Here is a 15,000-nt window from a genome sequence, read left to right on the forward strand (position 1 = left end):
CTTATTATATGAAAGAAACATTGAAAAAAAAATTCTTTTGTTATACACTAGTAATAGTGTATTTTTTTAAACTTATTTAGAAAGAGGTCCGTAAAAATCAATGAAGAAAAAAATCGAAGCGATCTGGGATGACGTTTTGTTAAAACTTGAACAGGAACACGATATTTCAAGTGCTGCCATCAACGCCTGGATTAAACCCCTCAATATTAAAGAAGTGAAAGACGATCAGATTGTTTTGTCATTGAACAGTAATTTTGATGCCAGAGGCATACATTTTATTGAAAGTAAGATGTATGACTTTTATATTTCTCTGGCCATTCAGGATATCACAGGTAAAAAATACGAAATTTCTTTTGTTCTGGAAGAAGCTAAGAAGAAAAAGGCTCCTGCATCCCGCACGGATACCCAGCTTCAGGATTCCAATAACTTAAATCCGAGATATACGTTCGACAGTTTCGTCGTCGGAACAAACAACCAGATGGCTCATGCCGCCTGCATTGCTGTGGCAGAAGCTCCGGCGGAAGCTTACAATCCGCTTTTTTTATACGGCGGCGCCGGATTGGGGAAAACCCATCTGATGCACTCAATCGCCCATTACATTATGGAAAATAACAGCAAACTCAAGGTCCTGTATGTGACCAGTGAAGATTTCACCAACGAAGTCATCAATGCGATCCATCACAACAAACAGGAAGAGCTCAGAAACAAATACAGGACCATCGACGTACTCCTGATCGATGATATTCAGTTTATAATAGGTAAAGACAGCACCCAGCAGGAGTTTTTCCATACATTTAATGCTCTGTATAATTCCAAAAGCCAGATTATCATATCTTCCGATAAGCCTCCGAAAGAAATCGAGACTTTGGAAGAACGTTTGAGGACCCGTTTTGGCTGCGGGCTGACGGCAGATATTCAGCCTCCTGATTATGAGACGAGAATCGCGATTTTAAGAAAACGCGCTGAACTGGATCACATTTATATCGACGATGCTATATTTGACTACATAGCCTCAAACATTAAATCGAATATTCGAGAACTGGAAGGAGCACTGAACAAGATCAGGGTATATTCCAAACTCGAAAAAAGACCGATTGATCTTGATTTAGCTAAAATTGCCCTAAAAGACCTTGTGGACAATGATACTGTTGTAAAAATTACACCAGATCTGATCATCACTACGGTGGCTGAACATTTTAACATCCAGCCGGCTGATATTATATCCAAAAAACGAAGCCATGATATCGCATATCCAAGGCAGATCTGTATGTACCTGTGCAAGAAACTTACGGATACTTCTTTTGTAAAAATAGGTGAGTATCTCGGAAAAAGAGACCACTCTACGGTCATTCATGGTTCAGAGAAGATTGAGAAGGATTTACAGAAAGATTCTTCTTTATCCACGACCCTTGACGTTATTATTAAAAAAATGAACCCTTCATAAGGCTTATACACACAATGTTGTGGATAACCTGTGTCTTTTGTGTTGATAATGAAAACCTTAATTTCAGGCTTGTTGATAACCTTCGAGTTATGAAAGCTTTATCCGTGGCTTTTTAACAAGTTATTAACCCTGATTCAGCCTTAAATTAAGCCGTTTTTTAGGGTTATTCACAAATCCACAGCCCCTACGGCTTATACTGCGGATTTTTAATATATATTTAAGTATTTTTGAACCTGAAAGGAGTTATACACAATATGAAAATCGTTTGTAATAAAAGCGACCTGGTTTCCGGTGTCAGCATTGTATCCAAAGCCGTTTCCAATAAGACAACACTTCCTATTCTTGAATGCATTCTTATGGAGGCAAGTGCCGGTACAATTACATTGACTGCAAATGACATGGAACTGGGCATCGAGACAAACATAGAAGGAAATATTTTAGAACAGGGAAAAATCGCTCTGGATGCCAAGTTATTTTTTGAGATCGTCAGAAAACTGCCGGATAATGATGTTACGATCGAAACAGATTCTGATTACAAAGCAACTATCACTTGTGAAAAAGCATGTTTTCATATTGTGGGACAGGAAGGATCAGAATTCCCATATCTTCCGGAGATTGAAAAAGAAAAAAGCATCACTTTGTCTCAGTTTACTCTGAAAGAAGTTATCAGGCAGACAATATTTTCTATTTCTGACAATGAAAATAATAAACTCATGACAGGTGAGCTGTTTGAGGTTGAAGACAAAAAATTAAATGTTGTATCGCTGGACGGACACAGAATTTCCATCAGAAACATTGAATTAAAAGAGAGTTATGATTCTTTTAAAGTTGTCGTTCCAGGAAAGACACTTCAGGAAATTACAAAAATTATTTCAGGTGATGCGGAAAAAGATGTTATAATTTACGTGACGAATAAGCATATCTTATTTGAATTTGATCAGACCAGAGTTGTTTCAAGACTTTTGGAAGGGGAATACTATAAGATAAGTCAGATGCTGTCCAGTGATTATGAGACGAAGATCACGATCAACAAAAAGGAATTTTTGGACTGTATTGACCGTGCCAGTCTTTTGATCAGAGAATCTGACAAGAAACCTATCGTTATCAATATCACTGATAATTCTCTGGAGCTGAGTATTTCATCTTTCTTCGGATCAATGGAGGAAAACATCCTGATTCAGAAAGAGGGAAGGGATATCCTGATTGGATTTAATCCAAAATTTTTGATGGATGTACTGCGTGTCATTGATGATGAGGAAATCAATATATACCTTGTTAATCCGAAGGCGCCCTGCTTTATCAAGGATGATTCGGAATCCTATATTTACTTAATACTTCCGGTAAATTTCAATCACTAGAAAGGAAATCTTGATGGAGCAGATTAAATTGAGTGAAGAGTATATAAAACTCGGCCAGGCATTAAAGGCTGCCGGTCTTGTAAGTTCAGGGGTGGAGGCAAAGATCGTCATTCAGGACGGACTGGTCAGTGTCGATGGAGAGATTGATACGAGAAGGGGAAAAAAGCTGTACGGCGGAGAAGTCATCGAATTTGACGGACAGGCTGTAAAAATTGTGAAATAATCGGGTGCCTTATGTATATTCAGTCTTTAGAGTTAAAAAACTATCGGAATTATGACCGTCTGATCATTGAGTTCTCCAGCGGCACCAATATCTTGTACGGTGATAATGCGCAGGGGAAGACGAATATCCTTGAGGCAGTTTATCTGGGGGCAACAACCAAGTCCCACCGCGGAAGCAAGGATAAGGAGATCATACGTTTCGGAGAAAATGAATCCCATATAAGGATTCATCTGATGAAACAGGACATTGGGCACCAGATTGACATGCATCTGAAAAAGAGCAGGACAAAGGGTGCGGCCATTGACCGGATTCCCATCAAGAGATCCAGCGATCTTCTTGGCTTTGTCCCTGTCATATTTTTTTCGCCGGAAGATCTGAGTATTATAAAAAACGGGCCTTCTGAGCGGAGAAAGTTTTTAGATATTGAGCTTTCACAGCTTGAAAAAATGTACCTTCATCAGCTTTCCAGCTATAACAGGGTGATGGCACAGAGGAATAACTTACTAAAGCAGCTAGCTTACCAGCGTGAACTTTTGGATACATTAGACAGTTGGGATCTCCAGCTTGTCAAATATGGATCGGAGGTCATCCGGTACCGGCAGAAATTTATTGAGGATCTCAATGAGATCATCAGGGAGATCCATAAGAATCTGACGGGAAAAAAAGAAAAAATTGTTTTGAAATATGATTATAGTGTAAACTATGATGAATTTCTGACCGTTTTACAGAGAAAGAGAGAGATTGATTTAAAATATGCTTCCACAGGGGCAGGGCCTCACCGCGATGATATTGAATTTTTGGTAAATGGAATTGATATCCGCAAATTTGGGTCACAGGGGCAGCAGAGGACAGCAGCCCTTTCATTGAAACTTGCTCAGATTGAGTTAGTAAAAAGACAGACCGGAGAGACACCGATTCTGCTCCTGGATGATGTGCTGTCAGAACTGGACAGCAGCCGGAAGAATTATCTTTTGGACAGTATAAAAGACATTCAGACTTTGATCACATGCACAGGGCTGGAAGAATTTATTAACAGTCATCTGCAGATTGACAAAATGTTTCAGGTCAAATCAGGTAAAATTGTCAGAGAAAATTAGGAGGAACGTATGGGCACTGAGAAAAAAGGAGAATATGGTGCGGATCAGATTCAGATCCTGGAGGGACTGGAAGCTGTACGAAAAAGGCCCGGAATGTATATTGGAAGTACATCCGCCAAAGGGCTTCATCATTTGGTATATGAAATTGTGGACAATGCGGTCGATGAATCACTGGCAGGTTACTGTGATACGATTTATGTGACACTGAACAAAGATAATTCTGTTACGGTGCGTGACAACGGAAGAGGGATTCCGGTAGGGATGAATAAGAAAAAGGGCGTATCCAGCGTGGAAGTCGTATTTACAATTCTTCACGCAGGAGGAAAATTCGGAGGCGGAGGATATAAGGTTTCCGGAGGACTTCACGGTGTGGGATCATCCGTAGTAAATGCTCTGTCCAACTGGCTGGAAGTCAATGTTCATACAGATGGGAAAATATATAATCAGCGATATGAAAAGGGAAAAGTATGTTATCCTCTGAAGGTTGTGGGAGAGACTGAATTAAACGGAACCGAAGTAAGCTTCCTGCCCGATGATACAATCTTCGAAGAAACAATATTTGAATATAAAGTGTTGAGACAGCGTCTGCGTGAGACAGCATTTTTGACGAAAAACCTGAGAATTATTCTCAGAGATGACCGTCAGGAAGAACCTGTCGAAGAAGTATTCCACTATGAAGGCGGGATTAAGGAGTTTGTCACTTATTTAAACAGAGGAAAAGAAGCCCTCTATGATCAGGTAATCTACTGTGAGGGAGAAAAAGACGGGGTTTATGTGGAGGTTGCTATGCAGCACAATGACTCCTATAACGAAAACTCTTTAAGCTTTGTCAATAATATTATTACGCCGGAAGGGGGAACCCATCTGTCCGGCTTTAAAAACGCGCTGACAACAACCTTTAATGATTATGCAAGAAAGAATAAGCTGCTGAAGGAAAATGAGAGTAATCTTTCCGGAGAAGATATCCGTGAGGGACTTACATCCGTCATCAGCATTAAACTTGGCGAGCCTCAGTTTGAGGGACAGACAAAACAAAAGCTTGGAAACAGCGAAGCCAGAGGAGCAGTCAACAGCATTGTCAATGAGCAGCTTACCTATTTTCTGGAACAAAATCCGGCAGTTGCAAAGATTATATGTGAGAAAGCAGTTTTGGCGCAGAGAGCCAGAGATGCTGCCAGAAAAGCAAGAGATCTTACCAGAAGGAAGACTGCTTTGGACGGGTTCAGCCTGCCCGGAAAACTGGCGGACTGTTCTGACAAGAATCCTGAAAACTGTGAGATTTATATCGTCGAGGGTGATTCTGCGGGAGGTTCCGCAAAGACGGCCAGATCCCGTGCAACCCAGGCAATCCTTCCTCTGAGGGGAAAAATTCTTAACGTAGAGAAATCCAGACTCGATAAGATTCTGATGAATAAAGAAATTCAGGCAATGATCACAGCCTTCGGCACAGGCATTCATGACGATTTTGATATTGAGAAATTACGGTATCATAAAATTATTATTATGACAGATGCCGATGTGGACGGAGCCCATATTGCAACGCTTCTCCTTACGTTCTTTTACAGGTTCATGCCGGATCTGATCAAGGAGGGATACGTATATATGGCTCAGCCGCCGCTTTACCGTGTGGAGAGAAATAAAAAGTTTTGGTATGCTTACTCTGATCAGGAATTGAACAATATTGTCAATGAGATCGGAAGAGACAATAATAACAAGATCCAGCGCTATAAAGGTCTGGGTGAGATGGATGCAGAACAGCTCTGGGATACTACTATGGACCCGGATAAAAGAGTGCTGCTGCGGGTAACCATCGATGAGGATTCCGCATCTGAGATTGACCTGACATTTACGACACTGATGGGTGATCAGGTGGAACCGAGGCGTGAATTTATTGAAGCCAATGCAAAATATGTCCAGAATCTGGACGTATAGGAAGGAATATAATATATGGACGAGAATACAATTTTTGATAAAGTTCATGACGTTGATCTGAAGCAGACAATGGAGAATTCCTACATCGATTATGCCATGAGCGTTATCGCTGCAAGGGCCCTTCCTGATGTAAGGGACGGGCTGAAGCCGGTTCAGAGGAGAATCCTCTATGCGATGATCGAACTGAACAACGGGCCGGATAAACCGCACCGTAAATGTGCACGTATCGTCGGGGATGCTATGGGTAAATATCATCCTCACGGTGACAGTTCTATCTATGGGGCATTGGTTAATATGGCTCAGGAGTGGTCGACCCGTTATCCTCTGGTAGACGGCCACGGAAATTTTGGTTCTGTGGACGGAGACGGCGCCGCTGCCATGCGTTATACGGAGGCAAGGCTCAGCAAAATTTCCATGGAACTTTTGGCCGATATCGGTAAAGATACGGTCAACTTTATTCCGAACTTCGATGAGACGGAAAAAGAGCCCCAGGTGCTGCCGTCAAGGTTTCCGAATCTTTTAGTCAACGGTACACAGGGAATCGCGGTCGGAATGGCTACGAATATTCCGCCTCATAATCTCACGGAAGTGATCAATGCAGTTGTAAAAATTATCGATGATCAGGTGGAGAGAAACCAGGTTACAGATATTGAAGAGTTATTAGATATTGTAAAAGGACCGGATTTTCCGACTGGGGCGACGATTTTAGGAAAAGCGGGCATTAGTCAGGCATACCGGACAGGGCGCGGAAAGATTAAAGTCCGTGCCGTCACGGATATTGAGCCGATGGCCAACGGAAAACAGAGAATTGTCGTAACCGAACTTCCTTATATGGTCAATAAAGCGAGACTCATTCAGAAGATTGCAGAGCTTGTAAAAGATAAAAAAGTAGACGGTATTACAGAAATACGGGATGAATCTGACCGTACCGGCATGAGAATCTGTATTGAGCTGCGCAGGGATGCCAATGCCAATGTCGTCCTTAACCGTCTGTTTAAGCATACCCAGATGCAGGATACGTTCGGAGTTATCATGCTCTCATTGGTAAACAATGAACCTAAGATCCTGAATCTGTTTGACATGCTCAATTATTATCTGGAACATCAGAAGGACGTTGTGACCAGAAGGACAAAATATGAGCTGAATAAGGCAGAAGAACGGGCTCATATTTTAGAAGGTCTGCTCATTGCCCAGGACAATATTGATGAAGTCATCAAGATCATTCGGGCAGCAGCAAATATCACGGAGGCGAAGACACAGCTCATGGAGCGTTTTGCCCTGACCGACGCACAGGCACAGGCAATCGTGGATATGAGGCTGCGTGCGCTGAACGGTTTGGAACGCGCCAAGCTTGAAAAAGAATATAATGAGCTGATGGCAAAGATCACAGAATTAAAGGCGATTCTTGCCGATGAAAAACTTCTTTTGGGAGTGATCAAAGATGAGCTGGTTCTGATCCGTGACAAATATGGGGATGAGAGAAGGACCTCTATCGGATTTGATGTAGACGATATTTCCATGGAAGATCTGATTCCAAGAGAAAATACGATCATTACTATGACAAAACTCGGATATATCAAGCGTATGACGGTAGATACCTTCAAAAGCCAGAACAGAGGCGGAAAAGGTATTAAAGGAATGCAGACCATTGATGAGGATTATATTGAGGAATTGTTTATGACAACTTCCCATCACTATATTATGTTTTTTACAAATATGGGAAGAGTGTATCGGATGAAAGCCTATGAGATTCCAGAAAGCAGCCGGACGGCCAGAGGTACGGCGATCGTGAATCTGATCCAGCTGCAGCCGGAGGAAAAGATAACGGCGGTCATCCCGATCAATGAATATAAAGAGGATCATTACCTGTTTATGGCTACCAAGAGCGGGGTTGTGAAAAAATCACCGATCATGGAGTATGCAAATATAAGAAAGACAGGACTTCTGGCGATTACGCTGAAAGAAAATGACGAATTGATCGAAGTGAAGTTTACAGACAATGACCAGGACGTATTTCTTGTGACAAAGAACGGACAGTGCATCAGGTTCCATGAGACAGATGTCAGATCTATAGGACGAACAGCCATGGGTGTAAGAGGAATCAACTTAGATGGAGACGATGAAGTTATCGGCATGCAGCTGAATTCCCAGGGTGAAGCATTGCTGTTTGTGTCTGAAAATGGAATGGGAAAACGGACTGCCATGACTGAATTTACTCCTCAGCACAGAGGCGGAAAGGGTATCCGCTGCTACAAGATCACTGAGAAAACAGGAGATGTGGTCGGAGTCAAGGCTGTGGATGAAGAAAATGAAGTCATGATGATCACTACGGAAGGTGTTGTGATCCGGATGGGAGTCGATGGAATTTCTATGCTTGGACGGAATACATCGGGAGTCAAGCTCATGAATTTAGACGACAATGTGATTGTGGCAAGCCTGGCAAAAGTACGGGATGAAGAAGTGGAACAAGAGAGCGAAACTTCAGAAGAAGAAACAGAATAAAGATCAAAAGTCAGAGCATGGCATCAGCAGTCTGTGCTCTGACTTCGCGTATCACAGAATGATTTTTTGGAGGAAATATGAGAACGATCCATACAGATGAGATGATCCGCAGTATCAGGGACATGTGTATTGAAGCCAACCTGACCTTATCAGAAGATATGAAATGCAGGCTGAAAAATGCAAAAGAGACAGAAAAGACTCCGCTTGGAAAGCAGATTTTATCCCAGCTCAATGAAAATATGAAAATTGCCCAAGAAGAACAAATTCCGATTTGTCAGGATACGGGGATGGCTGTGGTATTTTTAAATATTGGCCAGGATCTGCATATTGAGGGCATGGACCTCCACGATGCGGTCAATGAGGGGGTCAGACAGGGATATAGAGAAGGCTATCTGAGGAAATCTGTCGTGAAAGATCCTCTGATCAGGGAAAATACGAAAGATAATACACCCGCGATTGTGCATATCGATATCGTTTCCGGGGATAAACTTGAAATTTTAGTAGCTCCCAAGGGATTTGGAAGTGAAAATATGAGCCGGGTATTTATGCTGAAACCGGCGGACGGAGCGGAAGGTGTCAGGAAATCTGTTTTAGAAGCCGTGAAGGATGCAGGACCGAATGCCTGTCCGCCGATGGTCGTCGGAGTGGGTCTTGGGGGCAGCTTTGAAAAAGCAGCTTTTCTGGCAAAAAAAGCGCTGACCAGAAACCTTGATCAGAGATCTGAGAAAGAACATATCCGTATCCTGGAAGAAGAACTCTTACAGGAGATCAATCAGCTGGGAATTGGTCCGGGGGGACTGGGAGGCAGCACTACTGCCCTTGGAGTAAATATTGAGACTTATCCGACACATATCGCAGGAATGCCTCTTGCCGTAAATATATGCTGTCATGTGAACCGCCATGTACATCGGGTTTTATAAGGAGTTAGAGAGATGGATAAATATGTAACAGTACCCGCCGGAGCCGATGAACTGAAAAATCTGCGGGCAGGAGATTATGTTTATTTGACCGGAACCATTTATACTGCCAGAGATGCGGCTCATAAGAGGCTGTATGAAGCGGCAGAAGAAAAAAAGGAACTGCCGGTAAACTTAAAGAATCAGATTGTCTATTATCTCGGCCCCACACCAGCCAGGGAAGGCCAGGTAATCGGTTCGGCAGGACCTACGACCAGCAGCCGCATGGATAAATATACTCCGCGCATGCTTTCTCTTGGATTAAAGGGCATGATAGGAAAAGGCAAAAGGTCTGAGGACGTGATCGAATCTATGAAAGAAAATGGCGCAGTCTATTTTGCAGCAGTAGGGGGGGCAGGAGCACTTTTGTCAAAGTGTATCAAAAAATCTGAGGTCGTTGCGTATGAAGACTTGGGAACAGAGGCAATTCGGAAGCTTGAAGTTGAGAATCTTCCGGTAATCGTTGTGATTGACAGCCATGGGAATAATTTGTATGAGACGGCAGTAGTAGATTATAAAGCAAACTTTTTGGAATAATATTTAAAATATTGTCAACAATATACCTGTACTTCACAAAAACTTAAAGAAAATGAAAAGAAATGTTTATGTAATTTATGGTAGTATTATGTAGAATATTGAAGATGAATTTTCTTTATAAACTCAGCAATGAAAAACAAGAAGGAGCAGATAATATGTTAAGGTATATTTTTGACCCCGAATTTAATAAATATGGGAGAGTAATAGAAGATTTTGATTTCAGCCAGCTGAAACAGTATATGGACCGTATAAAGGCTTCAAAATATCTGGAAGAACAGCTGTCTGTCGAAGAGATGGAGAAACTGCCGGTGTGCCATAAAATTCAGTGCCAGCTGTTTCATGAACTTCCGGTGCAGATCGGATATATGAGCGGGCATAATCACAGAATTCATGGCGTAGAATATCACAAGTCGAAAGTCATACATATTGCAGCGACAGACTGTGTCATGTACCTGGGTCTGAGCCAGGATATCGAACCAAATCACGAGTATCATACATCCAGAATGGAAGCGTTTTTTGTCCCGAAGGGCACAGCCGTGGAGTTAAACTGCGGCGTACTTCACTGTGCTCCATGCAACGTAAACGGATATGGGTTTAAGCTTATCTGTATTGCACCAAAACATACAAGTGAACCATTTTGTATGAAAGTAAGAACGGATAAGGATAAAATTTTGTTCGCAAGGAACAAGTGGCTGATTGCTCATAAAGATTCCGATATTGAAGGGGCGTTTTACGGGCTTAAGGGTGATACAGAAGCAGTGTAATACAAGTTGGGAATAGGCGTTAAAAGAGAAAAACAAGCTTAAAACATATAAAAACCCGGCAAGACTAAGATAATAATTATAGTCTTGCCGGATTTTTATATATATGATATTAGTATTAAATTATTATATCAAATGATATTCCTTATAAAGTTTTATTCTCATATTTTCATTATCGACAGCAAGCCTGGCATCTTCAATTCTTCCATCTAAAAATAATTTCTGCATCAGAGAGGCAAGTATATGTTCACCTTCAGCTTTTCCTTCAGCCTTTCCTAATTCTTTGTTGAATTTCATCTGTGTAGCGTAATCGGATAGATTTTTCTGGCGGAAAAGGTATTCATCCATACGTTCAGGATCGCGTTCCAGTTTTTCCAGTTCTTTGACGGCTTCCTCGATATAGGGATCTTTCTCAATTATCATACGTTCCTCCTCTCTGTCGGCACTGATAAGGCATGCCCACTTATATAGGGATTTATGATCATCTTTTACTGCAGATTGGCTCAGTTTTTTTAATTCAATCACATGGATTTCCCATTGGTCGCTATATAGGGTATATCGCTGATCTTCTCTCATATGAAAGGAAGAATAAAAGTAATCAGTATCCGTAAACTGATTGAATCCAAGAATACTGATATGTATTAATTTGGTACATGAATCATAAGTCTGTCCTGATTTTAAATCTTGTGTATAAACTTTTGACAAATAGGAGAATACTCTTCTGTCCCAAAATGCATAGGGTAACACTTGCATTTCGATGTTGATCTTCCCTATGTCTTCAACAATTGTGTATAAATCTAGAATAGATAATTTATCTTCCGGAAGATCCTTAGGCAAATGCCGGTCTTTTATATGAATGTTTCCAATCCTTTCAGGCTGAATGTGAAGGATACTGCTCAAAAAGCCTTTTATGACTTTAGGCTGCTTCATAACTTGAGTGAAAGCATAGTCATTTTTTAAGGATACAAAAATATTTTTCTTCATCTTTTGTTTTATCTCCTTTAGTTTATCATGAAAGAACAATTATTTCAATAATATCTATTATTTTACAATATAATCACTAAAATGTAAATATTTAACATAACTTTTGTTCATGATTTATAAGCGCGATGATCGTCTTGTTTTTGTGGCTCTTTTGACATAACAATGGTAAAATAAAAGAGATAAAATGATTACTTAAATCCATTGACCAGGAGGGACGTTTATGGAAAATATACCAGAAGTAGTTTTAGGAATTGCAGCGGTCAGCAGGGATTGTTTCCCTATGTCACTGTCCGAGAACAGGAGAAAACTTGCTGCAAAAGCCTATCGGGAGAAATACGGGGAAATCTTTGAATGTGAGACTTGTATTGAAAATGAACTGGACATGAAGAAAGCCCTTGAAGAGCTTAAAAAAGCAGGATGCAACGCATTGGTTGTTTATCTGGGGAATTTCGGACCTGAGACGGCTGAGACATTACTGGCCAAAGAATTCGACGGACCGGTGATGTTTGCGGCGGCAGCCGAAGAGACACAGGATAAGCTGACCGATGACCGGGGTGATGCTTACTGTGGTATGCTCAATGCCAGCTATAATTTAAAGCTTAGAAATGTAAAGGCTTATATTCCGGAATATGCGGTGGGGACTGCCGGGGAAGTAGCAGACATGATTCATGAATTTGTACCGGTGGCAAGGGCAGTGATCGGCGTGCGTAACTTAAAGATTATTTCTTTCGGTCCGAGACCACAGGATTTCCTAGCCTGCAACGCACCGATCAAGCAGCTTTATAATCTGGGAGTCGAGATTGAAGAAAATTCTGAACTGGATTTGTTTGAGTCTTTTAAGGCACATGAGGGTGATGAGAGGATTCCGGATGTTGTAAAGGACATGGAGAAGGAGCTGGGAGAGGGAAATAAAAAACCTCAGATACTGCCTAAACTTGCACAGTATGAGCTGACCCTCCTGGATTGGATCGATAAGCATAGAGGTTCCAGGAAGTATGTGGCCATTGCAGGGAAGTGCTGGCCTGCTTTTCAGACTCAGTTCGGCTTTGTTCCATGCTATGTGAACAGCAGGCTGACAGCAAAGGGAATTCCGGTGTCCTGTGAGGTGGATATTTATGGAGCTTTGAGCGAATTTATCGGCACGGCAGTCAGCGGGGATATTGTGACTCTTCTGGATATTAACAACACAGTGCCTGATGATATGTATGAGACAGAAATCAAAGATAATTATGAATACAGCCGCAGAGACGTGTTCATGGGATTCCACTGTGGAAATACGGCTTCAGAAAAGCTTTCTTTTTGCGAAATGAAAAATCAGCTGATCATGACGAGAACGCTGCCCGAGGAATCTACACAGGGAACACTGGAAGGTGATATCATACCGGGAGACATTACATTTTACCGGCTTCAGAGCACATCAGATGCAAAATTAAGAGCATATATCGCGCAGGGAGAAGTACTCCCGGTGAGGACAAGATCCTTTGGAGGGATTGGTGTTTTTGCCATACCGGAAATGGGAAGATTTTACCGTCATATACTGATAGAAAAGAACTTCCCGCATCACGGAGCAGTTGCGTTCGGACATTTTGGAAAACTTCTGTTTGAGGTATTTAAGTATCTGGGAGTGGAGCAGACGGAGCTCGATTTTAACCAGCCGAAGGGAATGCTGTATCCGTCTGAGAATCCATTTGCATAATGGTGGAAAGGAGCTGAAAGATGTATTACATAGGACTTGACTTGGGGACTTCTGCACTGAAGCTGTTGTTAATGAGCGGGCAGGGTGAGATTTGTAAGATTATTTCCAAAGAGTATCCAATTTCATTTCCAAAACCAGGGTGGTCAGAACAGAACCCTGTGGACTGGTGGAATGCTGCTGTGGATGGAATACGTGAATTGGTCCGGGATGTTGTGGATAAAAATCAGATCAAGGGCATCAGCTTCGGAGGACAGATGCACGGCCTGGTCGTTTTGGACAAAGATGATCATGTCATCCGTCCCGCAATTCTGTGGAATGACGGCAGGACGGCAGAAGAATGTAAGTATCTAAATGAAGTGGTGGGCACAGAAAAATTGTCTCAGTACACTGCCAATATTGCTTTTGCAGGTTTTACCGCGCCTAAGATCTTATGGATGCAGAAACACGAGCCTGAGAATTTCAGAAAAATTCATAAAATTATGCTGCCAAAAGATTATCTTGCCTATCGTCTCTCCGGTGTGTTTTGTACTGATGTCTCAGATGCATCAGGAATGCTTCTGTTTGATGTGGAACATAAATGCTGGTCGGAAGAAATGCTGAATATCTGCGGTATAAAGAGAGAACAGGTGGCGGATATTTACGAGAGTTATGAAGCAGTGGGCACAATAACGTCTGAAGCTGCAGGAGAATTGGGACTTCCCCAAAATGTAAAAATTATAGCAGGCGCAGGGGACAATGCGGCAGCGGCCATCGGAACAGGAACCGTGGGGGACGGCAGATGTAATGTCTCCCTGGGAACATCGGGGACTATTTTTATTTCAAGTAAAAACTTCGGAGTGGATGAAAATAATGCTCTTCATTCTTTTGCACATGCGGACGGACATTTTCATTTGATGGGCTGTATGCTGAGTGCCGCATCCTGTAATAAATGGTGGATGGAAGATATTATTGGAACAAAAGAGTATGGAAAAGAGCAGGAATCTGTTCAGAATCTTGGAGAAAACCATGTGTTTTTCCTTCCATATTTGATGGGAGAACGCTCTCCGCATAATGATCCGGATGCCAGAGGGGCATTCATCGGTATGTCTATGGACACAAAGAGATCAGATATGACACTGGCAGTGTTGGAAGGTGTTGCTTTTGCAATGAGAGACTCACTGGAAGTGGCAAAATCCCTGGGAATTGATATCAAGAGAACAACGATCTGCGGAGGAGGAGCAAAGAGTCTGCTCTGGAGAAAAATCATGGCTAATGTCTTGAATCTTGAAGTTGATATTATAGAAAGCGAAGAAGGTCCGGGATATGGCGGCGCGATTCTTGCGGCAGTCGGATGCGGCGAGTACGATTCTGTGGAAGAGGCAGCAAAGAAATTGGTGAAAGTCGTGGATACAGTAAAGCCCGATTCAGAACTGGTCAAAAAGTACGAAAAACGATATAAGATTTTCAGACAGATTTATCCGAATCTGAAATTCCTTTATCCAATGCTCTGAATCATTTAAAGTAATATAGC

The 15,000-nt window shown here is 41.9% G+C and carries 12 protein-coding genes; 11 read left to right on the forward strand and 1 reads right to left on the reverse strand.

From position 1 onward, the window contains the following. Positions 1-100: 100 nt before the first annotated feature. From dnaA to ANCC_RS00045, 9 genes are all read left to right on the forward strand, one after another. A complete protein-coding gene (gene dnaA / locus ANCC_RS00005) occupies positions 101-1,444 on the forward strand; it encodes a chromosomal replication initiator protein DnaA (RefSeq protein WP_006565388.1) in 1,344 nt (447 codons plus the stop codon). A 254-nt stretch (positions 1,445-1,698) separates the two neighbouring features. Continuing rightward, positions 1,699-2,802 carry a DNA polymerase III subunit beta gene (dnaN, locus tag ANCC_RS00010; RefSeq protein WP_006565389.1) on the forward strand — a complete coding sequence of 368 codons (1,104 nt, stop codon included), beginning with the start codon at positions 1,699-1,701 and terminating at the stop codon, positions 2,800-2,802. A 13-nt stretch (positions 2,803-2,815) separates the two neighbouring features. Next, complete coding sequence (locus ANCC_RS00015) at positions 2,816-3,025, forward strand: RNA-binding S4 domain-containing protein (RefSeq protein ID WP_006565390.1); 210 nt, start codon at positions 2,816-2,818, stop codon at positions 3,023-3,025. A gap of 11 nt (positions 3,026-3,036) precedes the next feature. Continuing rightward, complete coding sequence (gene recF, locus ANCC_RS00020) at positions 3,037-4,122, forward strand: DNA replication/repair protein RecF (RefSeq protein WP_006565391.1); 1,086 nt, start codon at positions 3,037-3,039, stop codon at positions 4,120-4,122. Positions 4,123-4,131: 9 nt separating this feature from the next. Beyond that, positions 4,132-6,054, forward strand: a complete 1,923-nt coding sequence (gene gyrB / locus ANCC_RS00025) for a DNA topoisomerase (ATP-hydrolyzing) subunit B (protein WP_006565392.1) — start codon at positions 4,132-4,134, stop codon at positions 6,052-6,054. Between the two features lie 15 nt (positions 6,055-6,069). Continuing rightward, positions 6,070-8,556, forward strand: coding sequence for a DNA gyrase subunit A (gene gyrA / locus ANCC_RS00030; RefSeq protein ID WP_006565393.1), 2,487 nt, complete (start codon positions 6,070-6,072; stop codon positions 8,554-8,556). Positions 8,557-8,633: 77 nt separating this feature from the next. Beyond that, complete coding sequence (locus ANCC_RS00035) at positions 8,634-9,476, forward strand: fumarate hydratase (RefSeq protein WP_006565394.1); 843 nt, start codon at positions 8,634-8,636, stop codon at positions 9,474-9,476. Positions 9,477-9,488: 12 nt separating this feature from the next. Then, the gene (locus ANCC_RS00040) at positions 9,489-10,049 is read left to right on the forward strand and encodes a Fe-S-containing hydro-lyase (RefSeq protein WP_006565395.1); all 561 of its coding nucleotides are present in this window, start codon (positions 9,489-9,491) and stop codon (positions 10,047-10,049) included. A 155-nt stretch (positions 10,050-10,204) separates the two neighbouring features. Beyond that, positions 10,205-10,813, forward strand: a complete 609-nt coding sequence (locus ANCC_RS00045) for a DUF4867 family protein (RefSeq protein ID WP_039946039.1) — start codon at positions 10,205-10,207, stop codon at positions 10,811-10,813. A gap of 123 nt (positions 10,814-10,936) precedes the next feature. On the opposite strand, the gene ANCC_RS00050 is transcribed toward ANCC_RS00045, so the two are convergent. After that, a complete protein-coding gene (locus tag ANCC_RS00050) occupies positions 10,937-11,794 on the reverse strand; it encodes an Rpn family recombination-promoting nuclease/putative transposase (protein WP_050754266.1) in 858 nt (285 codons plus the stop codon). Between the two features lie 220 nt (positions 11,795-12,014). On the opposite strand from ANCC_RS00050, the gene ANCC_RS00055 reads away from it, so the two are divergent. Together ANCC_RS00055 and xylB are read left to right on the forward strand one after the other, a co-directional pair. Next, entirely contained in the window at positions 12,015-13,490 is a 1,476-nt protein-coding gene (locus tag ANCC_RS00055; protein ID WP_006565398.1) for an L-fucose/L-arabinose isomerase family protein, read from the forward strand. A 20-nt stretch (positions 13,491-13,510) separates the two neighbouring features. Next, positions 13,511-14,980, forward strand: coding sequence for a xylulokinase (gene xylB, locus ANCC_RS00060; RefSeq protein WP_006565399.1), 1,470 nt, complete (start codon positions 13,511-13,513; stop codon positions 14,978-14,980). Positions 14,981-15,000: the final 20 nt, after the last annotated feature.

This window comes from Anaerostipes caccae L1-92 (assembly GCF_014467075.1).
GTDB lineage: Bacteria > Bacillota > Clostridia > Lachnospirales > Lachnospiraceae > Anaerostipes > Anaerostipes caccae.

What these genes read in the sequence shown, in the direction of transcription:
- ANCC_RS00050 (WP_050754266.1), bottom strand. Translation starts at nt 11,794, where the DNA reads ATGAAGAAAAATATTTTTGTATCCTTAAAAAATGACTATGCTTTCACT.
- gyrA (WP_006565393.1), top strand. Translation starts at nt 6,070, where the DNA reads ATGGACGAGAATACAATTTTTGATAAAGTTCATGACGTTGATCTGAAG.
- dnaN (WP_006565389.1), top strand. Translation starts at nt 1,699, where the DNA reads ATGAAAATCGTTTGTAATAAAAGCGACCTGGTTTCCGGTGTCAGCATT.
- xylB (WP_006565399.1), top strand. Translation starts at nt 13,511, where the DNA reads ATGTATTACATAGGACTTGACTTGGGGACTTCTGCACTGAAGCTGTTG.
- dnaA (WP_006565388.1), top strand. Translation starts at nt 101, where the DNA reads ATGAAGAAAAAAATCGAAGCGATCTGGGATGACGTTTTGTTAAAACTT.
- ANCC_RS00015 (WP_006565390.1), top strand. Translation starts at nt 2,816, where the DNA reads ATGGAGCAGATTAAATTGAGTGAAGAGTATATAAAACTCGGCCAGGCA.
- recF (WP_006565391.1), top strand. Translation starts at nt 3,037, where the DNA reads ATGTATATTCAGTCTTTAGAGTTAAAAAACTATCGGAATTATGACCGT.
- ANCC_RS00040 (WP_006565395.1), top strand. Translation starts at nt 9,489, where the DNA reads ATGGATAAATATGTAACAGTACCCGCCGGAGCCGATGAACTGAAAAAT.
- ANCC_RS00055 (WP_006565398.1), top strand. Translation starts at nt 12,015, where the DNA reads ATGGAAAATATACCAGAAGTAGTTTTAGGAATTGCAGCGGTCAGCAGG.
- ANCC_RS00035 (WP_006565394.1), top strand. Translation starts at nt 8,634, where the DNA reads ATGAGAACGATCCATACAGATGAGATGATCCGCAGTATCAGGGACATG.
- gyrB (WP_006565392.1), top strand. Translation starts at nt 4,132, where the DNA reads ATGGGCACTGAGAAAAAAGGAGAATATGGTGCGGATCAGATTCAGATC.
- ANCC_RS00045 (WP_039946039.1), top strand. Translation starts at nt 10,205, where the DNA reads ATGTTAAGGTATATTTTTGACCCCGAATTTAATAAATATGGGAGAGTA.